Annotated in this window: 19 protein-coding genes; 6 read left to right on the forward strand and 13 right to left on the reverse strand. The window is 64.7% G+C overall.

Features of this window, described 5'->3' with window-relative positions:
• The first annotated feature begins 96 nt into the window (after positions 1 to 96).
• Positions 97 to 1,668 (forward strand): leucyl aminopeptidase, encoded by a 1,572-nt coding sequence (locus CDQ92_RS18100; protein ID WP_088443265.1) that lies wholly within the window; start codon positions 97 to 99, stop codon positions 1,666 to 1,668.
• A gap of 169 nt (positions 1,669 to 1,837) precedes the next feature.
• Positions 1,838 to 4,417: an ATP-dependent chaperone ClpB gene (gene clpB / locus CDQ92_RS18105; RefSeq protein WP_088443267.1), complete on the forward strand. Its 2,580-nt coding sequence runs from the start codon at positions 1,838 to 1,840 to the stop codon at positions 4,415 to 4,417.
• A gap of 54 nt (positions 4,418 to 4,471) precedes the next feature.
• On the opposite strand, the gene CDQ92_RS18110 is transcribed toward clpB, so the two are convergent.
• The 4 genes from CDQ92_RS18110 to CDQ92_RS18125 form a co-directional block, all read right to left on the reverse strand.
• Entirely contained in the window at positions 4,472 to 4,786 is a 315-nt protein-coding gene (locus CDQ92_RS18110; RefSeq protein ID WP_088443269.1) for a hypothetical protein, read from the reverse strand.
• Between the two features lie 16 nt (positions 4,787 to 4,802).
• Positions 4,803 to 5,153, reverse strand: coding sequence for a hypothetical protein (locus CDQ92_RS18115; protein ID WP_088443271.1), 351 nt, complete (start codon positions 5,151 to 5,153; stop codon positions 4,803 to 4,805).
• A gap of 15 nt (positions 5,154 to 5,168) precedes the next feature.
• On the reverse strand, positions 5,169 to 5,495 hold the full coding sequence (locus CDQ92_RS18120) for a hypothetical protein (protein WP_088443273.1): 327 nt from the start codon (positions 5,493 to 5,495) through the stop codon (positions 5,169 to 5,171).
• A 116-nt stretch (positions 5,496 to 5,611) separates the two neighbouring features.
• Complete coding sequence (locus CDQ92_RS18125) at positions 5,612 to 6,796, reverse strand: aspartyl/asparaginyl beta-hydroxylase domain-containing protein (RefSeq protein WP_088443275.1); 1,185 nt, start codon at positions 6,794 to 6,796, stop codon at positions 5,612 to 5,614.
• 44 nt (positions 6,797 to 6,840) lie between these two features.
• Between CDQ92_RS18125 and CDQ92_RS18130 the strand changes: the two genes are divergently transcribed.
• Positions 6,841 to 7,866: a hypothetical protein gene (locus tag CDQ92_RS18130; protein ID WP_088443463.1), complete on the forward strand. Its 1,026-nt coding sequence runs from the start codon at positions 6,841 to 6,843 to the stop codon at positions 7,864 to 7,866.
• Between the two features lie 360 nt (positions 7,867 to 8,226).
• Here CDQ92_RS18130 and CDQ92_RS18135 read toward each other — a convergent pair whose 3' ends face one another.
• From CDQ92_RS18135 to xseA, 4 genes are all read right to left on the reverse strand, one after another.
• A complete protein-coding gene (locus CDQ92_RS18135) occupies positions 8,227 to 11,412 on the reverse strand; it encodes a TonB-dependent receptor domain-containing protein (protein WP_088443277.1) in 3,186 nt (1,061 codons plus the stop codon).
• Between the two features lie 266 nt (positions 11,413 to 11,678).
• Positions 11,679 to 12,617 carry a M23 family metallopeptidase gene (locus CDQ92_RS18140; protein ID WP_088443279.1) on the reverse strand — a complete coding sequence of 313 codons (939 nt, stop codon included), beginning with the start codon at positions 12,615 to 12,617 and terminating at the stop codon, positions 11,679 to 11,681.
• Positions 12,614 to 12,826, reverse strand: coding sequence for a DUF2093 domain-containing protein (locus tag CDQ92_RS18145; RefSeq protein WP_088443281.1), 213 nt, complete (start codon positions 12,824 to 12,826; stop codon positions 12,614 to 12,616). Before CDQ92_RS18145 ends, CDQ92_RS18140 begins: the two co-directional genes overlap by 4 nt.
• 76 nt (positions 12,827 to 12,902) lie before the next feature.
• Positions 12,903 to 14,327, reverse strand: a complete 1,425-nt coding sequence (xseA, locus tag CDQ92_RS18150; RefSeq protein ID WP_088443283.1) for an exodeoxyribonuclease VII large subunit — start codon at positions 14,325 to 14,327, stop codon at positions 12,903 to 12,905.
• Here xseA and purD point away from each other — a divergent pair.
• Both purD and CDQ92_RS18160 read left to right on the forward strand, forming a co-directional pair.
• Positions 14,326 to 15,603: a phosphoribosylamine--glycine ligase gene (gene purD, locus CDQ92_RS18155; RefSeq protein WP_088443285.1), complete on the forward strand. Its 1,278-nt coding sequence runs from the start codon at positions 14,326 to 14,328 to the stop codon at positions 15,601 to 15,603. The two genes, xseA and purD, sit on opposite strands and share 2 nt — an antisense overlap.
• A 62-nt stretch (positions 15,604 to 15,665) precedes the next feature.
• Positions 15,666 to 16,361 carry a hypothetical protein gene (locus CDQ92_RS18160; protein ID WP_088443287.1) on the forward strand — a complete coding sequence of 232 codons (696 nt, stop codon included), beginning with the start codon at positions 15,666 to 15,668 and terminating at the stop codon, positions 16,359 to 16,361.
• Between the two features lie 120 nt (positions 16,362 to 16,481).
• On the opposite strand, the gene CDQ92_RS18165 is transcribed toward CDQ92_RS18160, so the two are convergent.
• Positions 16,482 to 17,807, reverse strand: coding sequence for a hemolysin family protein (locus tag CDQ92_RS18165; protein ID WP_088443289.1), 1,326 nt, complete (start codon positions 17,805 to 17,807; stop codon positions 16,482 to 16,484).
• A gap of 213 nt (positions 17,808 to 18,020) precedes the next feature.
• On the opposite strand from CDQ92_RS18165, the gene CDQ92_RS18170 reads away from it, so the two are divergent.
• Positions 18,021 to 18,710, forward strand: coding sequence for a YiaD family glycine zipper/OmpA-like lipoprotein (locus CDQ92_RS18170; RefSeq protein ID WP_088443291.1), 690 nt, complete (start codon positions 18,021 to 18,023; stop codon positions 18,708 to 18,710).
• A 53-nt stretch (positions 18,711 to 18,763) separates the two neighbouring features.
• On the opposite strand, the gene CDQ92_RS18175 is transcribed toward CDQ92_RS18170, so the two are convergent.
• The 4 genes from CDQ92_RS18175 to CDQ92_RS18190 are packed head-to-tail and all read right to left on the reverse strand — an operon-like array spanning position 18,764 to position 21,268.
• Positions 18,764 to 19,393, reverse strand: coding sequence for a MarC family protein (locus tag CDQ92_RS18175; RefSeq protein WP_088443293.1), 630 nt, complete (start codon positions 19,391 to 19,393; stop codon positions 18,764 to 18,766).
• Entirely contained in the window at positions 19,390 to 20,064 is a 675-nt protein-coding gene (locus CDQ92_RS18180; RefSeq protein WP_088443295.1) for a hypothetical protein, read from the reverse strand. Before CDQ92_RS18180 ends, CDQ92_RS18175 begins: the two co-directional genes overlap by 4 nt.
• A complete protein-coding gene (folD, locus tag CDQ92_RS18185) occupies positions 20,064 to 20,969 on the reverse strand; it encodes a bifunctional methylenetetrahydrofolate dehydrogenase/methenyltetrahydrofolate cyclohydrolase FolD (protein ID WP_088443297.1) in 906 nt (301 codons plus the stop codon). The genes CDQ92_RS18180 and folD overlap by 1 nt, the downstream gene beginning before the upstream one ends.
• Positions 20,969 to 21,268 carry a YggT family protein gene (locus CDQ92_RS18190; protein ID WP_088443299.1) on the reverse strand — a complete coding sequence of 100 codons (300 nt, stop codon included), beginning with the start codon at positions 21,266 to 21,268 and terminating at the stop codon, positions 20,969 to 20,971. Before CDQ92_RS18190 ends, folD begins: the two co-directional genes overlap by 1 nt.
• Positions 21,269 to 21,290 lie beyond the last annotated feature (22 nt).

Genomic DNA, 21,290 nt, shown 5'->3' on the forward strand with positions numbered 1-21,290 from the left:
GTCCGATGGCAAGCGACTGTCGTTCGTCGAGCAGAATTTGCGAACTGTCGTCGGCAGGCTATGCAACCTGTCATCGTATTGAACGGGGAAATTTCCATGAATCACAAAAGCCTGCTTCTTGCCGCGTGCCTGTCGTTGACCTTCGCTCCGCCCGCCTTTGCACAGACAGTGACCGGGTCGGGCGTCGTTCCGGCGACCGCCGCTAACAGCGCCGAACGCGCGATCGGCTTTGCGGCCAACGCGCCAGCGAGCGGCGCGCTCGTCATCGTAATGACCGACGCGACGTTGCCGCTGCTCGATGGCGTCGCGTTCAGCGCCCCCGAGCGCCAGGCCGTGGCCGCTGCGATTGCGGCAGCGACATTTGACGGCAAGGCCGGATCGACGCTGTCGCTGCGCGGGATCGGCGCGCATTCGCGCATCCTGCTCGTCGGCACTGGCGCCACCCCGACATCGCTCGCCCTCGCCGAAGCAGGCGGCAAAGCGGCGCAGGAACTGAAAAGCGAAGCCCAGCCGGTCGTGATCGCGGGAGCGTTCGGCGACACGTCAGCCGCCGACGTCGCTTATGGCTTCGCGCTTGGTCAGTATCGCTTCGACCGGTACAAGACCGTCGACAAAAAGGCACCGCCGACCGGTGCGGTCACCCTGGTCGGCGCCGATCCTGCGGCGGCCGAAGCCGCCTTTACGTCGCGGTGGAAACCGCTGGCCGACGGCGTCCGCCTGTCGCGCGACCTTGCCAACGAGCCCGCCAACGTCATCTATCCCGAAAGCTTCGTCGCCGAAGTACGCAAGGCATTCACCGGTGTTGCAGGCGTCAGCATCGAGGTTCTCGACGAAGCCGCGATGCGGCGGTTGAACATGGGCAATATCGTCGGCGTCGGCCAGGGCAGTCCGCGCGGATCGCGCATGATGCTGGTGCGCTATCGCGGCAGCGGCGCTCCCGCCGCGCCGCTGGCGCTGGTCGGCAAGGGCATCACCTTTGATACCGGCGGCATCTCGATCAAGCCGTCGGCGAATATGGGCAATATGAAGGGCGATATGTCGGGCGCCGCATCCGTAATGGGCGCCGCGCTGTCGCTGGCCAAGTCGCGCGCGCCGGTGCATGTCGTGGCCGTTGCAGCGCTGGCCGAAAACATGCCCGACGGCAACGCCATGCGTCCCGCCGATGTGATCCGCACCATGTCGGGCAAGACGGTAGAGATCGTCAGCACCGACGCCGAGGGACGCCTCGTCCTCGCCGATGCCAACGAATATGTCGCGCAAGCCTATAAGCCGCGCGCGATCGTCAACATTGCGACGCTGACCGGTGCGATCGTCGGGGCGCTATCGGATCAATATGCCGGACTCTTCTCGCGCGACGAGGCGCTCGCGGCAAAGCTTCTGGCCGCAGGTACTGCAAGCGGCGAGGAACTATGGCGCATGCCACTCCACAAGAATTTTTTCGATCGGCTGAAATCCGACGTCGCCGATATCCGCAATGGCGGCAGTGACGGTCCGGGCGCCAGTACCGGTGCGCATTTCATCGGCTTCTTCGTCGACGATGCAATGCCGTGGGCGCATCTCGACATCGCCGGAGTCAATCGCAGCGAAAAGACAAACCCGTTGACGCCGAAAGGCATGACGGGCTTCGGCGTGCGCTTGCTCGATCAACTGGCGCGCAGCGGGGAATAGCGATCTCCGATCCCGTTCGGGTCGAGCGACATCGAGACACCCTGAAGGCGCGCGCGTCCGCGGACATCTTGATGTCGGTCAATGCGAACGGGAACGGGAACGGGTAACAACCCCTTGTGTTGCCAAATAGCAACACTATCTTGCCAGACAAGAAAGGGGCTGATCCTCCATGAACCTCGAAAAATTTACCGACCGCGCCAAGGGCTTCCTGCAAGCCGCGCAGACGATCGCGATCCGCATGAACCATCAGCGGATTTCGCCCGAGCATATTGCGAAGGCACTGCTCGAAGACAGCGAAGGCATGGCCGCGGGCCTGATCGCCAAGAGCGGCGGCGATGCGCCGCGCGCAGTCGCTGGCATCGACGCGCTGCTCGCCAAAGTGCCCGCCGTATCGGGTTCAGGTGCGCAGGCCACCCCCGGCCTCGACAATGACGCGGTGCGCCTGCTCGACCAGGCCGAACAGGTCGCGACCAAGGCGGGCGACGGTTATGTCACCGTCGAGCGGCTGCTGCTCGCGATGGTGCTGTCGGCGGCGACACCCGTCGGCAAAGCCTTTGCCGACGCGGGGCTCAAGGCCGACGCCCTCAACGCCGCGATCAACGACCTGCGCGGCGGCCGCGCTGCGGACACTGCGAGCAGCGAAGACCGCTATGAAGCGCTCAAGAAATTCGCTCGCGACCTCACCGAAGTCGCGCGCGAGGGCAAGCTCGACCCGGTGATCGGCCGCGACGAGGAAATCCGCCGCACGATCCAGATCCTCGCGCGCCGCACCAAGAACAATCCGGTGCTGATTGGCGAGCCCGGGGTCGGCAAGACCGCGATCGCCGAAGGACTCGCGCTGCGCATCGTCAATGGCGACGTCCCCGACAGCCTGAAGGATCGCCGCCTGCTCTCGCTCGACATGGGGTCGCTGATTGCAGGGGCCAAATATCGCGGCGAGTTCGAAGAGCGGCTGAAGGGCGTGCTCGACGATGTGAAGGCCGCCGAGGGCGAGATCATCCTGTTCATCGACGAAATGCACACGCTCGTTGGCGCCGGCAAGGGCGAGGGCGCGATGGACGCGTCGAACCTGCTCAAGCCCGCTCTGGCGCGCGGTGAGCTGCATTGCATCGGCGCAACCACGCTCGACGAATATCGCAAGCATGTCGAAAAAGACCCCGCGCTCCAGCGGCGCTTCCAGCCAGTGTTCGTCGGCGAGCCGACGGTCGAGGATTCGATCTCGATCCTGCGTGGGCTCAAGGAAAAATACGAACTGCACCACGGGGTGCGGATCACCGACGCCGCGATCGTCGCCGCGGCAACCCTGTCGAACCGCTACATCTCCGACCGCTTCCTCCCCGACAAGGCGATCGACCTGATGGACGAGGCCGCGAGCCGCATTCGCATGGAGGTCGAATCGAAGCCCGAAGAGATTGAGACGCTCGACCGCCGGATCATCCAGATGAAGATCGAGGAATCGGCGCTGAGCAAAGAAACCGACGCCGCGTCGAAAGACCGGCTGGCAACCTTGCGCGCCGAGCTTGCCAACCTTGAGCAACAGTCGGCCGAAGTCACCCAGAAATGGCAGGCCGAGAAGGACAAGATCCACGCCGAGGCGAAAATCAAGGAAGAGCTCGATGCTGCGCGCAGCGCGCTCGAACAGGCGCAGCGCGCCGGCGATCTCGCGAAAGCGGGCGAGCTGTCCTATGGCACCATCCCCGGCCTCGAAAAGCAGCTCGCCGACGCCGAGGCCGCGGCGGGCAATGCGATGCTGCGCGAGGAAGTCACCGCCGACGACATCGCAGCGGTGGTCAGCAAATGGACCGGCATTCCTGTCGATCGCATGCTGGCAGGCGAGCGCGAGAAATTGCTCGCGATGGAAAGCACGATCGCGAAGCAGGTGATCGGCCAGGACCATGCCGTCCATGCCGTCTCAACTGCGGTGCGTCGCTCGCGCGCGGGCTTGCAGGATCCCAACCGCCCGCTCGGCAGCTTCCTCTTCCTCGGCCCCACGGGGGTTGGTAAGACCGAGCTGACCAAGGCGCTCGCGCGGTTCCTGTTCGACGACGACAATGCGATGGTCCGCATCGACATGTCCGAATTCATGGAAAAGCACAGCGTCGCACGGCTCGTCGGTGCGCCCCCGGGCTATGTCGGCTATGAGGAAGGCGGCACGCTCACCGAAGCTGTGCGCCGCCGCCCCTATCAGGTCGTGTTGTTCGACGAGGTCGAAAAGGCGCATCCCGACGTCTTCAACCTGCTGCTGCAGGTGCTCGACGACGGGCGCCTGACCGACGGGCAGGGCCGCACCGTCGATTTCACCAACACCCTGATCATTCTGACCTCGAACCTCGGTAGCCAGGCGATCGCCGCCCTGCCCGACGACGCGCCGATCGATCAGGCCGAACCTGCGGTGATGGAAGTCGTTCGCGCGCATTTTCGGCCTGAGTTTCTCAACCGGCTCGACGAGATCGTGCTCTTCAACCGCCTCGCGCAGCAACATATGGGCGGCATCGTCGATATCCAGGTCGCGCGGGTTCAAAAACTCCTCACCGACCGCAAGGTCACGCTCGACCTGACCGATGCCGCCCGCGCGTGGCTTGGCCGCGTCGGCTATGACCCCGTCTATGGCGCGCGCCCGCTCAAGCGCGCGGTGCAGAAATATCTGCAGGACCCGCTCGCCGACCTCATTCTGAAGGGCGAAGTGAAGGACGGATCGACGATCAAGGTCGATGAAGGCGACGGCGCCCTGGTACTGATCGCAGAATAACCATCCGCACCGGCTGACTGAAAAATCAGCCGGTGCGCGGTTCAGCCAGTCGGGTCAGTTGCTCGAATTGACGGGGGCCCGCGTCATCGCTTCGGCGGTGTCGCGCGCATTCTGATTGCCCTGGGCCCACGCCTGCTTCCACTGCTCGTTGGTGCGGCACACGCGCGCCTTTTTCACCCAAGAGCCGCTTTCCTCGATCTTGCGGCACTTTATGTAGTAGGGGTGGGTCATCGCCAGCCCCTCGTTATACGTCTTGATCTCGCTGTTCGTCATCGACGAGGGCGCCTTGTCGGGCGGCGTGCGATCGTCGGCCGGGACGGATGCCGCCGGAGTGGCCGCGAGCGCGAGAACGGTCAGGATATGCAGCATCGGGAAAGGTCTTTCGTTATTGCGGCTGGTTCGCCGGCATCAATTGTTCCTGGGGTTCCTGCGAATTGCTCCAGCCGCGCGCCAGCGTCTCCATCGAATCGCGCGCGTCCTGGTTGCCCTTGTCGGCAATCCGCTTCCACTGGAGGTTGGTGTTGCACACGCGCAACTTCCTGACGAGCGAGCCGATCTGCTCGATCCGACGGCACCGGATATAGCCGGGGTCGGACATTGCAAGGCCGCTGTTATGCGCGTCGATTTCGTCCCCCGTCATCTCCGACGGCGTACGCGCGAGCGGCATATCGTCGCGCGCCAGCGCGGGAGTCACGACCAGCCCCGCCAACACCAAAAGCATCACCGTCTTGCGCATCGCCCCCTCCCCGGCTCAGTTCGAATTGCCCGCCTTGCTCGTCATCGCCTCGGCCGTATCGCGGGCGTTCTGGTTGCCCTTTTCGGTCACCACCTTCCACTGCTGGTTGGTGTGGCAGACGCGGTTCTTCTTCACCAGCGACCCGATCTCGAACGTCTTGCGGCATTTGATATAATAGGGGTGGGTCTGCGCCAGCCCCTCGTTATACGCCTTGATCTCTGTCGGCGTCATCGCCGAGGGCGGCTGGGTCGGCGGCGCGCGATCGATGGCCGCGCCATCGTCGGCCGCCGCGGGGGCGGCGATCAGGGCGGCGGCGATCAACGCCGGGAATATTCTGGTCATTGGTTCCTCCATGCCACCCGGCACGGGGCGGCGACATGGCTGCATCATATGTCCTCCCGACCGCCTTCGCCAAGCGGAAAATCGGGCAATGGCGATGGTTGCCGACCGGCGACGGTTCACCGCGGGATAGCGAAGTCCGACGCATCGGCGGCGGCAAAATAACGCGTCAGCAGCTCGCGCTCACCGGCGCTCAGATGCGGGTTCCAGACGTCGAAGATCAGGACCGCGCGCAACGCATCGCTGTCGTTCCACGCCTCATGTTCGATCGTGTCGTCGAAGGCGAAAGCGCTTCCCTCCTGCCATTGCCGCGTCTCGCCGCCGACGCGAAAGCCGCAGCCGGACGGGACGATTAGCGGCAGATGGACGATGGCGCGTGTGTTGGTGACCCCCGTATGCGGCGGGATGCGCGTGCGCGGTTTCAGCATCGAGAAAAAGGCGCTTGGCGCCCGCCCCGGAATCCGCGCGCCCGGAATCGCCGCGAGTGCTGCGGCGGTTGCCGGGCAGCGGTCGAGCACCGGCTGGTTCGGCTCGCCATATTCCCACAGGAAGCAGGCGCCCCAGTCGAGCTGGCCGTCGAGCGGCGCCCAGATGGTATCGGGGGTGCCCGCTTCCATCCGCACATAGGGGCGCAGCGCCTCGCCCGGATCGTCCAGAAGCGCGAGCAGTTCGGCGCGGATCGCGTCGGTCTGCGCTTCGATCGCCGTCATCCACGGGAAGTGTTGGCGGTCGAAAAATTCGTCGGCAGGCAGGAAGGGGTAACAGACCCCGGCGCATTCGTTGCGATAGATTTGCCGGCGCCCAAGCGCGCTCGCGACGAAGGCGTCGCCGCGGCGGACCTCGGTTTCGGACAATGTGCTGCGCAGCGGTGTAAGAGCGTCGGTGACCACGGCGAACATCGTGTCGGTGGCCCCGCCAACGAAGGCCTGACCGTGCGCGAGCAACGGCGCAAGCGTCGTCGGCAATGGATCGAGTTGCTGCCCGAGCGCCACCGCAGCGCTCCACGCGGCGAGCGCGGCACCCTTTTCCTCCAGTGCTTCGTGGCGTTCAGCCTTGCGAATCCAGGCGATGACGTCGCGGCGATCGATCGCGAGCGCGGCGTCGAGCGCGGCCAGCTCGCCCGCGGCATCGCCGAGCGCGCGCCAAGCCGAGGCAAGGTTGCGCTGCAAGGCGCCCGACGCAGGATCGGCAGCAACCGCTGCAGAAAAATGCTCGATCGCGGCGGCGGGGTCGCCCGCCTGCAGCGCCCCCATGCCGCGCCGATTGGCTTCGACCGCCGATGCAGGTGGAGAGGTTGTGGCCATGCCCGATGCTTGCCATTGCGAAGGGCAATGGGCAAGGTCGATCGATGAGCGAGACCCCTTCCGTTTCGGCCATCGTGCGCGACGCCGAATGGCTCGCGCACCGCTACGATCCGGGGCACGACGCCTTCCATTTTCGCCGCGTCGCGCGCGACCGCCGCACCCTTGTTCCGTTCCTCACCGACCTCCACCTCGGCGAGGACGAGGCGCCGGTCATCCTCCGCCGCACCGATTGCCGGGCCGCGGTGGGCAACGACAGGCCGCCGCTGCATTTCCTCTTTCATTCGGCTTATTGCGCCTCGACCATGCTCGCGCAGCTGCTCGACCAGCGCGGCGTCGCGACGAGCCTGTCCGAACCCGTGCTGCTCAACGACATGGTCGGCTGGCGGCGGCGCGGCGCCGTGCCGGGCGACCATGCCCGGGTGATGGACGACGCGCTCGCGCTGCTGGGGCGTGGGTTCGAGGCGAGCGAGGCGGTAGTGATCAAGCCGTCGAATATCTTCAATCCGCTGGCGCGCGGCGTGCTGACCCTCCGTCCCGAAGCCCGCGCCATCCTGCTTCACGCGCCGCTGCGCGCCTTCCTGCTGTCGGTGGCGCGCAAAGGCATGTGGTGCCGCTTGTGGTGCCGCGAGCTGCTCGAAGGCTATCTTGCCGACGGTTTCGTCCAATTGGGGTTCGAACCGCGCGAATATTTCCGCCAGTCGGACCTGCAGGTCGCGGCGATCGGCTGGCTGGCGCAACAACAGGCCTTCGCGGCGTTGCTCGCCTGGGCCCCCGACCGCATCGCGACACTCGACAGCGAAACGCTGACCGTCGATCCGGTCGCGGCGGCGAGCGCGGCGATGGCGCATCTGGGGCTCGCGGTCGACGCGGCAAGGCTTACCGCGCAACCCGCGCTCGGGCGGAACAGCAAGTCGGGTGCGGATTTCGCGCCCGGCGAGCGCCAGCGAGATCTTATCGCCGCCGAAGCGGCCTATGGCGAAGAGATCGAGCAGGTGGTGGGCTGGGCCGAAGTGGTCGCCGGACAGGCGGGGATCGCTCTTACCTTGCCGCAGCCGCTGCTGCCCCGGTAAGGCTGACGGGCCGTTTTTGTTGGCTGGCCCAAGCTGCGGCTTGCCAGACCGACAGGCCCCCCGATTGCTCCTAATTTAGAGCGATCGATACGCCGGCTTCCGGAGCTTGGTCTGCATCGGAACAACTATCGTCGTTTTCAACGGCTTCGATAACCGCGTTTACAGCCCTCCAGCGAAAAAGCCGCGTTCTTCGATCAACGATGTTCCAGATCATGGCCACGCATAATGGAAAGAGAACTCCGCCGCCAGCGATGCCCGCTCCCCACCCAAAAACCGCCACCCACTCTCGCCCTTGAACGCAAAGAAAAAGGGGCGGACATTGCTGCCCGCCCCCGTTTTCTTTTCGGTTGAACTGAAGGACTAGAACTTCAGCTTTGCCGACACCGCAAAACGGCGGCCCAGCGCGTCGTAGGACGACGGATAGGTGTTGCCACTGTTGTAAGTCGTCGAACCGATCGAGTTACCGACAATCGGCGGCTTGTTATCGAGCAGATTCTGGACGGTTGCGGTGAACACCAGATTTTCGCTGACGTTAAAACGTGTCGTCAGATCAAAATAATGCTGAGCTTTGATCTTCCGGAATACCGGATCGACCACACAGCCACCCGCGTCGGCGCCCGTCGGATCAGGACAATCGTCGGGCGCACCCAGTGCAGCGTCGATATCGGCCTGCAGCTGCGCGGGCTCAAACGTTACAGCGTCCTGCCAGCGCCAGAGCAGCGACACGTCAACGGCGTCGAGGCCGAGAGTGAAGCGGTTCGAGAACTGGAACTCAGGCTGAATTGAACCGGTAAACGAGCAGTTCACGCTGTAGTAGCCAACGCATTCGCGGTTCAGCGAAGCGGGATCGGCGACATTGGCGTTGTACTTCGAGTGGCGAGTCCAGTTGCCGACAAACGACCAGGCAAGGTTCCCAAACCCAAGATCGGCGTTGTAGTTCATCAACAGATCAAAACCGTCAGTGTACAAGCGGCCAAGGTTATTGGTCAGCCCGAACAAGCCCGGGGTGGTCGCCGGGTCACCATCGAGGCCGCCGGTCAGCGGGTTACGGCGGATCGAAGTACAGGCAGGATCCGTCGCGCTATTCGCTCCGTTGCTGCCAAAGCAGGCGTTGATGATATCGCCCGGCAACGGCGTGCCCAGCACGTCGTTGATCTTGATGTTGTAATAATCAAGCGACATGTTGAAACGCGGCAGGAAGTCAGGCTGGAACACCACGCCCAAGGTCCAGGTATCTGCCTTCTCCGGCTGCAGGTTGAGGTTGCCACCAACGGTGATATTTGCCTGTGCCGCGGTCGGATTGGTAATCGAGCCAATCGTTCCCGACGGCGCACCCTGAGCAATACAGATAGCCCGCAGATTGGCATCCGAATTGGGCGCACTGCCGGCGCAAGGATCGATACCCAGGTTGGTCAGGCCGACCGTCTGCGGTGTGAACAATTCACCGATGTTCGGTGCGCGAACCGCGCGGCTGTAATTGCCGCGGAACTTGACGCCCGCGCCCGGTTCCCAGCTACCGCCGGCTTTCCAGGTCCAAGTATCGTAGCCGCCAGCACCTCGAATGCTGTAATCCGAGTAACGCACGCCGGCTTCGAGCGTCAGGCTTTCGAAGAAGGGCTTGTCCTCAATCAGCGGTGCGACGATTTCGGCATAGGCCTCATAAACGTCATACTGGCCGTCGATGTCAGGTGCGGCACCGCCTGCGCCACCAAGTTCGCCTGGCGTCTTGGCGAGAAGGTCCGAAGACTGCTGCGCCGAGTATTTGCGATATTCGCCACCGATTGCGAAGCCGATCGGCTGAACGGCACCTGGCGACGCGAAGCCGAGATCGCCAGAAATAATCCCGCGAACCTGCGCCAGTGACGTGCGGTTCACCGTCGTGCTGTTTTCCTGAAGATAATCGGCCGCGGCAGGAGTGATGGAACCCTCCGGGCCAAACAGATTAACGGGGACGCAACCCGCGTTGCCGCTGATGCAGGTGACGCCGTCATTCGACAGCGCGGCATCACGGAAACGCGACTGAAGCGTGTAGCCTTTGATCGTCTGGATATTTTCCGACTCGCCGTAAGCACCCTCGACGCTCCATTCGAGTGTGTCGGTGATGCCGCCGCGCGCGCCGACGCGGTAATCGAAAAAGGTCGTCTGATAGTCGCTGATACGCGGCCCGACTTCAGGCGTACGGCGGTTGAGGGTGACGGCCGGGTTTGGATTATATCCCTCGTCAGCGCCGATCACGCCATCGTTATTGGTGTCGAAAGGAACAAAACCGCCAGCGCCGATCACCTGATAGCCTGGGGTACCGGGGCCCGTGGATGCTGCAGCCGCGTCGCACTGCGCCTGCGTGAAGCGCGGCGTGTAAACGTCGGGACGCGGGTTGACGTCGAATGCGCAGAACTGATTGCGCAGAGCAGCGGGCAGGAACGGATTGTTGAGGTTGATAGGCACCGAACCACCGAACGATCCGGACGGTGCGATGATCGTCGAGACGGTGTTCTTCGAGAACATGCCGCGGGTATAGACCTCAATCGCATCCGACACTTCATAATTGGCCTGGCCATAGATGTTGAAGCGCTCAAATGGCGTCTGGAAAATATTGGCCGGGTTGAAGTTGTAGGTTGCAAAAGTGCCTACGGCCTGCCCAGCTGCATTGACCTGGCGCACGCCGCCATTGGCCGCACCGCCGGGGTTGGCTACGTAAATCGGATTGCCGTCGGCATCAAATGTACCGGTGAAGATCGATTCGGGCGTCGTGTTCGGAACACCGCCAGCGCCGAGCGGGCGGGTGCCCGAGAAGCGCGAAGGTACCGAGGTGCCCGAGCCAATGAAGGTGTTCGAATAGCTGTCGAGCGTATTGTCCGAAAACGGCCGCGCGCCCTGATAAACGGCATCGGCCTGCTGGTAGCCGACGCTGAGGACTGCGTTGCCACGGCCGTCGTCGAAGTTTGCCCCGATCGTGGCATCGACGCGGAACACGTTGCCGTCACCCTGTTCGGTGATCTGCTGCGAAGCGGTGACTTCGAGACCTGCGAAATCGCGCTTGGTGACGAAGTTGACGACGCCGGTGATCGCGTCGGCACCATAGGTGGTCACGGCAGCGCCGGTCAGCGCATCGACGCGCTCGATCAGCGCGAGCGGAATATTGTTAAGGTCGACGCGGCCGTTGACGTCCGACGGAGCGACGCGATTGCCGTTCAACAGGACGATGTTGCGGGTCGAGCCAAGACCGCGAAGATCGACGTACGAAGCGCCGCCGTTACCGTTATTGACGGCCGAACCGATGTTGGCGACGACGCCAGGCAGTTCGCGCAAAACTTCTTCGGCGGTGTTCGACTGCTTCAGTTCGATCGTGTCGGACGTCGTCACGTTGACGGGCGTCGACTGCTCGAGGTTCGGATTGCGGATCAGCGTACCGGTCACGACGATTTCGCCGCCGGTTGCCGCGCCATCTTCGGCGTCCTGCGCATAGGCAGGAGCAGAAACCAGGGCCACGCTCAGTACGAGCGGCGCGGCGCCTAGCTTCAGCTTGGAAAATTGGGTTTTCTTCACAGTGCAGTCCCTTGCTACTGGTGGATTGGATACCCGAGCCCCTGCTTCGACGACCCTTGGGACGACGCGCAAACACCCTGATAGCGTGCGGAATGATCCTTCGCGGGTGGCGAGTAAAGGCAATTTGCCAACCAATCCGCCGTTTCAGGACGCATTGTGACGTATTTGCAACAGCCGTGACTTTTGCTGAAATACTATATGGTTAAACACCGCGTTGACGACATATTGTTTCACTGGAAACCAGATGGTGCCGAGCGAAATTCGCCTTAGCCGCCAATCGCCCCCGCCAGTTTTGCCGGGTCGAGGCGCGCGTCACGCCATTTAAGCCCCCAGTGCATGTGCGGCCCCGTCGCACGGCCGGTGCGTCCGACCGTGCCCAGCAGCTGTCCCTGCTTCACCCTGTCACCAACCTTCACGTCGAGCTGCTGACAATGGAGAAAAGCGCTGCTCAGACCCATGCCATGATCGACGATCAGCAAATGGCCTTCGAGCGTAAAAGGGGTTTCTGCCGCCAGCGTGACAACGCCATCGGCGGGTGCGACGAAGGGGGTTCCTGCGGGCACCGCAACGTCGGTGCCGCTGTGATAGCTGCCGGGCTTGCCCTGATAGACGCGCTGCGATCCGAACACCCCAGACAAGCGCCCGGTCACCGGCCAGCGGAAACGCTGTTTCCAGCCGCCCGATTCGACCGGCATCTCGCGCGCTGCCGCGATCTGCGCTAGTTCGGCCGGGCGACGGCGCGCGAATTCAGCGTCGTTGGCGGCGCTGCCACGATAGGGCGCATTAATCCGCTCTATCCGCCACACACCGGGTGCAACCGCGATGTCGCGGACAAGTTTTGGCCCATCGGTAACCGTAGCTACCAGCCGCGCGACCGGCGCGGAATCGCGATCGAAGGCGATCAGAAAGCCGCCGCCCCGGTCCAGCGGGATCACCTGCCCATCCAGCGCCAGCATCTGCGTCCCGCCCGGCGCCTGCCCGATCATCACGCCGCCCTGCTCAGCCGTGCCGCGCAGAACGAACTCGCGCGGCAGCGATGGCGCGGGCGGCACGTGCGCCACTGACGGTGCAGGTGCAGCCAGTTCGGGCGTGGCTACCGATGGGGTGGGCCGTACCGGCGCTTCGCCCGGTGAAACGCAGCTTGCGACAAGGGTCAGCAGAGGCAGGGCGGCGGCCAATCGCCCCCGGTATCGCCGACCCGTCATTCGCTGCGCGCGGCGTCCAGTGCGGCCTGCACCGAAATCGCAGCGGTGGCATAGGGTTCCTGCCGCGCGACCGACCAGTATCGCAGCTCGTCGAGCCCGATTGCCACGTGCGTCACCGCGCACAGCACATGATCGCCGGGTTCGAGCACGCGAAAACCATTGGGGCCATATTGCAGGCGGGCAAGGCGGTTACGGCTGGCGATCAACATGATTCGGTGTCCATCTGAGGGTCGGCAATTGCGGCCACTATAGCAGCCGTGTGCGACGGGACCAGCCCCGGCGACCTCAGAACAGCTCTCCCTGCCCTCTTTTGGGCGGTGGCGACTTACGCGCCGGAGGTGGCGTGGACGGGGCAGGCGGCGGAACCTCGCTGCCCGCAATAGCCACCGGAACCTCACCATCGGCGAATTGCAATCGCAGGTGCCCGGCGTCGTGCGCACGGGCGGCGGTGGTGACGATCGCTCCACCCGCATCGCGCACCATCGCATAGCCGCGCGAGAGCAAGGCGCGCGGGTCGAGGCTATCGAGCAGCCGCCCCAGTCCTTCGAGCCGCGCGCGGTCGCGATCCCATCGCCGCGCCAGCAACGATGGCCGCAGCGACCCGCCGCGCGTCGCCAGCCGCTCGGCAACCACCGCCAGTCGCTGGCGCTGACTGCGGTCGAGCCGGTCGCCGCTGTCGTCGAGCCGCTGGCGCTGCGGCGCATAGAGCGCCTCGCGCTTCGGCAAATGGCGCGCGAGCGCGATCAGTCGCTCGGCTGCCAGTGCCTGGTGCCGGTTCGCGGCGCCGATCATCCGGCCGTTCCACGTCGCGAGCAATTCCTGCAGCTCGGCCCGCACCGGCACCGCCATTTCCGCAGCCGCGGTCGGGGTGGGAGCGCGGCGGTCAGCAGAATAGTCGGCCAACGTCGTGTCGGTTTCATGGCCGACCGCGCTGATCGTCGGGATGCGGCACTCGGCGATGGCGCGTACGACCACTTCCTCGTTGAACGCCCACAAATCCTCGATCGAGCCGCCGCCGCGCGCGACGATGACCAGGTCGGGCCGTGGCACCGCGCCACCCGGTTCGATCGCATCGAAACCGCGAATGGCGTTGGCGACCTGCGCCGCGGCACCGTCGCCCTGCACCAGCACCGGCCAGACGATGACATGGGTGGGAAAACGATCGGCAAGGCGATGGAGAATATCACGGATCACCGCGCCCGTCGGCGAGGTCACGACCCCGATGATCCGCGGCAGGCGCGGCAGTTCCTGCTTGCGCTCGCCGTCGAACAGCCCCTCGGCGCCAAGCCGCGCCTTGAGCTTTTCGAACAGGAGCATCAACGCGCCCGCGCCCGCCACCTCGAGCGTATCGACGACAAGTTGGTACTTCGAGCGCCCCGGATAGGTGGTGAGCTTGCCGGTCGCGATCACCTCGATCCCGTCCTCGGGCCGGAAAGCCAGCCGTGACGCCTGCCCCTTCCACATCACCATGTCGATCAGCGCATTATCGTCTTTCAGCGCGGCATAGAAATGCCCCGACGCCGCGCGCTTCGCGCCCGACAGCTCGCCGCGCACGCGAACGCGGGCAAAGCCGTCCTCGACCGTCCGCTTGATCGCCGCCGACAATTGGCTGACCGAAAGCGGCGGGACATTGTCGCCCGGCGCCGCCTCGGCTAACAGGCGCGCCGCGGGGTCGGTTTCGGACGCCGGATCGGGAAAAGGGACTGCCATGAATATCCTGCTGGTCGGATCGGGGGGCCGCGAACATGCGCTCAGCTGGCAGTTGGCACAATCGCCAAGCTGCGCCAAGCTCTATGCCGCACCCGGCAATCCGGGGATCGAGGCGCATGCCGAATGTGTCGCGACTGCCGCCGACGATCTCGATGGCCTCATCGCCTTTTGCACCGAACGCGGCATCGATTTTGTCGTCGTCGGCCCCGAGGCACCGCTCGTCGCCGGACTCGCCGACCGCCTGCGCGCGCTGGGCATCGCGACCTTCGGCCCCGGCGCCGCGGCGGCGCGGCTCGAAGGATCGAAAGGATTTACCAAGGATCTGTGCGCGCGCGCCGGGATCCCGACGGCCGCTTATGTCCGCTGCACCTCGGCCGACGAAGCGCTTGCCGTCCTGGGCGGCTTTAGCATCCCCGTCGTGATCAAGGCCGACGGGCTTGCCGCGGGCAAGGGCGTCGTGATTGCCGAAACGCGCGAGGATGCCGACGCCGCAATAGCGGACATGTTCGACGGTGCGTTCGGCAGCGCGGGCGCCGAGGTGGTGATCGAGGAATTTATGTCGGGTGAGGAAGCGAGCTTCTTTGCGCTCTCCGACGGCAGCAACGTCATGGCATTCGGCAGCGCGCAAGATCATAAGCGCGTCGGCGACGGCGATGTCGGTCCGAACACCGGCGGCATGGGCGCCTACAGCCCGGCGCCCGTGCTGACGCCCGACCTCGAAGCGCAGGTGATGGACCGCATCATCCGTCCGACCGTCGCGACTCTCGCCGCCGAAGGCACGCCCTATGTCGGGGTGTTGTTCGCCGGACTGATGCTGACCGGCGCGGGGCCGAAACTGATCGAATATAATGCGCGCTTCGGTGATCCCGAGTGCCAGGTGCTGATGATGCGCTACGCAGGCGACCTCGCCGCGCTGCTTTATGCGGCATCGACCGGAGCGCTGGCGTCGGCAACCCCGCCGGCCTTCGCGAGTGACTATGCGCTCACCGTCGTCATGGCCGCCAACGGCTATCCAGCCACTCCCGAAAAGGGCGGCGCGATCCATGGCATCGCCGATGCTGAAAGTGGCGGCGTGCGGGTTTTCCATGCTGGCACAGCGCGCGGCGGCGACCAGATCGTCGCCGCGGGCGGGCGGGTGCTCAATGTCACCGCCACCGGCCGCTCCGTCACCGAAGCGCAGATGCGCGCCTATGCCGCTGTCGACAAGCTCGATTTCCCGACCGGCTTTTGTCGCCGTGACATTGGCTGGAGGGAAGTCGCGCGCGAAGCTGAGTGAGCCGACAAGCTTGAGATCGGCTGCGAGCCCGAATAGGCTGACGGGAAATCAGGGAGACAATCATGACGTGGCTTCAGGAAAATTGGATCATCGCGGTTGTCGGGCTGGTGGTCGCGGTCGTGCTGCTTTGGTGGCTGTTCGGACGCGCCAAGCCCGAAGAGATCGCGCCGCCATCGATCGAACCGGCCAAGCCCGCCAAGCCGCTCGAACCCGTCAAACCCGAGATTGTCGCTGCTGAACCCGCGCGCTTCAAACCGATCGAACCGGCCCCGACGCCTGTTGTCACGCCGACGCCGCCACCGATAGCAAAAACCCCGCCCCCGCCCCCCGTCGCCGTTCCGGTTGCCGAGCCCGAACCGGCCCCGGAACCCGCGCCGCCGCCCGAGCCGACAGCGCCCGCGCCAGTGGAGCCTGTTGCCGCCGAACCGATTGCGCCGACAGCAGCGGCTGAACCGGCACCCGCGCCGCAGCCTGCCCCGACACCGGCGCCCGAAGTCACCGAAGCCAAAGCCGACAATCTGCAGTTGCTGAAAGGCGTTGGGCCAAAGATGGTCGCGCTCCTGGGCGGCCTTGGCGTCACCAGCTTTCAGCAGATCGCCAATTGGACCGACGCCGACGTCGCCGCCATCGACCCCCAGCTCGGTGCCTTTCAGGGCCGCATCGCGCGTGACAATATCGTCGATCAGGCAAGCTATCTGGCGCGCGGCGACAAGGGGGGCTTCGAAGCGAAATATGGCGCGCTTAGCGGCGAACTCTGAGCGGTCGCTAACGATCGGCTGCGACTGTCAGCGAGGCGAGGATCGGCTATGTCCGCCCCCCACCTCGAAATCGGCACCAGCCAGTCGCTCGAGAGCTGCTGCTCTACAGTAGCGCCAGCCTCAGCCCGCGTCCGCATCAACCTTTGGTCGGCTGATCTCGGTCACCAGCAGTTTGTCGATCTTGCGCCCGTCCATGTCGACGATCTCGAAACGCCAGCCCTTGTCGTTGAATTTCTCGCCGAGTTTCGGCAGGTGCTTGAGAACTGCCAAAACATGACCTGCCGCGGTCGCATAGTCGCGGTCGTCGTCGAGCTCGATCCCCAACCGTTCGGCCATCTGATCGGCGGGCATCGATCCTGCGATCAGCAGACTGCCGTCGTCGCGCTCGACGACGAACGGCTCACTGCCGATATCCTGATCGGATGCAAATTCGCCCGCGATCGCCGCCAGCAGGTCGGCGGGGGTGACCAGGCCTTCAAAATGACCATATTCGTCGTGGACAAACAGCATCGGCACGTCGGCGACACGCAAGGCTTCCAGCGCGTCCATCGCATCGATCTGGTCGTGGATAACCTTGGCCGATCGCATCAGCTGCGCAAGGTCGAGCGCTTCGCCGCGGAACAGCGCCGCGGCAATGTCGCGCGCCTGCACCACGCCAACAATGTCGTCGACCGATCCGCGCGCCACCGGCAAGCGGCTGTGTGGCGATTCGACCAGCTTGTCGCGTACCCCCTGCGCGTCGAGCGATACGTCGATCCAGTCGACGTCCTTGCGCGGCGTCATCACTTCGCGCACTGGGCGGTCGGCGAGGCGCACCACGCCCGAAATGATCGCGCGTTCGCTTTCCTCGATCAGCCCCGATTTCGACGCCTCGGCGACGATCAGGTGCAATTCTTCGGCGGTCACCCGGTCTTCGGATTCGCGGTTGAGGCCAAGGATGCGGAACACCAGCGCCGAACTGCGGTCGAGCAGCCACACCAGCGGCGCGCCGATTTTCGACAGCCACAGCATCGGCAGCGCGATGAAGATCGCGATCGGTTCAGGCGCGCGCAACGCAAATTGCTTGGGCACCAGCTCGCCGACGATCAGCGAGAAATAGGTCGTCACCGCGATCACGACCGCAAACCCGACCGTCAGCGCGGTTTCATCGTCGAAACCGAACAGCAGTTGCAGCCGCTCGCCCACTGGGCCGCCCAGGCTGGCCCCCGAATAGGCGCCGGCCAGAATGCTGATCAGCGTGATCCCGACCTGTACGGTCGACAGGAAGCGCCCTGGATCGGCGGTCAATTGGCGTGCGACCGCGGCGCCGCGGCTGCCGCGCTTTTCGGCGGCCTGCAAGCGCGGCGCGCGCGCCGACACGATCGCGAGTTCGGACATCGCGAAGACGCCATTCAAAAGGATCAGGACAGCGATGATCGCCACGTCGGACCATGGGAAAGGGGTCATTGGGCGGTCGTGCGGCGCGTCGGCGCCCGGCCCCTGTCAGCGTCGGTCATAGGGCGCTTATAGGACAAAGCCGCGGCATTGCACAATGGCGGCTGAATAAGCGCCTCAGCGAGCATTCAGCCAGATTCGGGAACTAGATCGCCAGCCAAAAGTTATCGGCAGGTACGGCGGTACGCGCACAACCCTTGCGGCCGCCCACAAAGGGAGCGACCAATGAATATCAAAACGATCAAACTCGCAACGCTTGCCACGATCAGCGCTATGGCGCTGACCGGCTGTGTGACCGATCCCAATACCGGCGAGAAGCGCATTTCGAATGCTGCGATCGGCGGTCTCGGCGGCGCGCTCGGCGGTTATCTGCTGGGCGACCTGATCGGCGGCAAGAACAGCCGCACCGAGGAGATTGTCGGCGCAGGCATCGGCGCGGTCGCGGGCGCTGGCGTCGGCTATTACATGGACGAGCAGGAAAAGAAGCTGCGCGAGCGCACTGCCGGCACCGGCATCGACGTCGAGCGTCAGGGCGACCAGCTTGTGCTGAACATGCCCGGCGACGTGACCTTCGATTACAACAGCGCGCTGGTGAAATCGCAGTTCCGCAGCGCGCTCGACAATGTCGCCTCGACGCTGGCCGAATATCCCAGCACCTATATCGACGTGTACGGCCACACCGATTCGACCGGCAGCGACAGCTATAATCAGGGCTTGTCCGAACGCCGTGCGTCGTCGGTCGCCGATTACCTCGGCGGCCGCGGCATCCAGCGCGCGCGTATGGCCACGAGGGGTTATGGCGAAACGCAGCTGAAATGCTCGCCCGAGCGCGGTGAGGCCGATTATCAGTGCAACCGCCGCGTCGAGATCCGCATCGCGCCGGTGACGCAGGCGGACGTCAACTCCGCCCGCTAAATTCCATTCCCGTGGAATAGGAAAGGGCGTCGCCGGCAGGCGGCGCCCTTTATCTATGTCAGGCTGGGGAAGCTCGCCTTGAGGCCGTCGATGACGAACTGCGCGGCGAGCGCGGCGAGCAACACGCCCAGCAGGCGGGTGATCACAGCCTCGCCCTTGTTGCCGATAAAGCGCATCAACGGCCCTGCCGCGAGCAACGCGCCGAGCGTCATCAGCAGCACCAGCAGCAGCGCGCCGAAGATCACGAACGCGCGGTCGAGCCCGTTATTCTGCGCGACCAGCAGCATCACCGACGCGATCGACCCCGGTCCGGCCAGCATCGGCATCGCCATCGGGAACACCGAAACATCCTCAATCTCGGGGGTCGCCATCACCTTTTCGGCGCGCTGTTCGCGGCGCTCGGTGCGTTTTTCGAATACCATATCGATCGCGATGATGAACAGCATGATGCCGCCCGCGATGCGGAAACTGTCGAGGTCGATGTGCAGGAAGCTGAGCAAAGCTTCACCGAACATCGCGAAAAAGACGAGGATGCACCCCGCAATCACCGTCGCGCGGATCGCCATCGACCGGCGCTGCTGCGCGCTGGCGCCGGTGGTCAGGCTGGCATAGATCGGCGCGCAACCCGGGGGGTCGATGACCACGAACAGCGTCACGAAGGCCGAGATGAACAGGTCAATCATGGCTGTTTCGGCGCCGCGACCTGATCGTCGATCGCGGTCACCATCTGGCTGCCGTCCCACAACCGGATCGTCACACGGCGCGACTGATCAGGCCGAACGGTCGAAGTCCAGCTCAAGGTCTGGTCGGGCGACAGACCGACCGCCATATCGTCACCCTCGGCGGCCGCTTCGATTGGAACGGCGGGGCGCGATCCGCACACTGCCTGCTTCGATTCGATAAATTCGGGCGCCTCGCGTGGGGCGGCGAGGCCATCACCATGATCGAGGATCCAGTTCGTCTTGCCGCTCTTGGGATCGCGCATCCAGACGGTGGTGAAAAAGCCGTGCGCCGGCCCCTTCTGCCACGCGCCGGTCGTCGCACCGCTGTTGCCGTCACAGCTGACATAAACCGCATGTGGTTCCCACTTTACCGCTTCGGCGGGGTCTTTCTGCGTCCTGAGCCAGTCGCGCGCTTTTACCCGCTGCGGCACAAACATCACCGCGTCGGGATGCGATGTTTCGCGAAACGCGGTCCACTGACCTTTCTCTTGCGCCAGCCGGGAAAAGCCGATTTCGGCAGCGACAAAGGCGCTGGGGTTCGGCCCCAGCGGGCGATTGCGGACGTCGTTGGGGTTACCGGCACAACCGGCGAGCAGCGAAAGGGCGAGCGAAGCGGTGAACAGGATGCGCATCAAAAGCCTTCCGGATCGGCCAGACCCGCACGGCGGTGCGCGGCGACGAGGGTGTTGCGGAGCAGGCAGGCGATCGTCATCGGCCCGACCCCGCCCGGAACCGGGGTGATCGCATCGGCGACCGCCGCGACCTCGGCATAGTCGACGTCGCCGACCAATCGCCCCTTCACTGCGCCGTCGGCAGGCGGCAGGCGGTTGATCCCCACGTCGATGACGATCGCGCCGGACTTGATCCAGTCGCCCTTGACCATTTCGGCGCGCCCGACCGCCGCCACCACGATATCGGCGCGGCGGACCAGCGCGGGCAAATCCTTGGTGCGGCTGTGCGCCATCGTCACGGTGGCGTTGGCGGCGAGCAGCAATTGTCCCATCGGCTTGCCGACCAGGATCGAGCGCCCCACCACAATCGCGTCCTTGCCCGACAGGTCGCCGAGCCGGTCCTGCAGCAGCAGCAAGCAGCCGCAGGGGGTGCACGGCACCATGCCGGGGATGCCGAGCGCCAGCCGCCCGGCGCTGACCGGGGTCAGCCCGTCGACATCCTTGTCGGGGTCGATCGTCGCGACCGCCGCCTGTTCGTCGAGGTGACCGGGAAGCGGCAATTGCAGCAGGATGCCATCGACCGCATCGTCGGCGTTCAATCGCGCGAGCAATCCTTCGACCTCGTCCTGCGTCGCGGTGGCGGGCAAGCGATGCTCGAAACTTGCCATACCCGCGGCAACGGTGGCCTTGCCCTTCGACCCGACATAGACCGCGCTCGCCGGATCGTCGCCGACCAGCACGACCGCAAGCCCGGGCGCGCGCCCGGTTGCGGCGACAAAGGCGGGGACAGCGTCGGCAATCCGACCGCGCAGACCGGCGGCAAAAGCCTTGCCGTCGATCACCTGCGCGGCGGTCTCAACCGTCATCACGCCATGCCGTTCGCATAAGCGAGGCGCCCGAGATAATTGAGCACCGGCCCGTCGAGAATGATGATGATGATCAGCACCAGCATCGGAGTCAGGTCGAGCCCGCCGAAATCGGGCATGATGCGGCGAAACGGCCGGTACAATGGCTCGGTAATCCGGTCGAGCACGGTCCACAGCTGATTGACGAAATCATTGTGCGTGTTGATCACATTGAACGCGATCAGCCACGACATCACCGCCTGCGCGATGATGAACCACCACAGGACCGTCAGGATGATGTGGACGATCTGGAGGAGCATGAGAACCAAGGCGATTTCTCCG

The organism is Sphingopyxis bauzanensis (genome assembly GCF_002205675.1).
Taxonomy (GTDB): Bacteria; Pseudomonadota; Alphaproteobacteria; order Sphingomonadales; family Sphingomonadaceae; genus Sphingopyxis; species Sphingopyxis bauzanensis.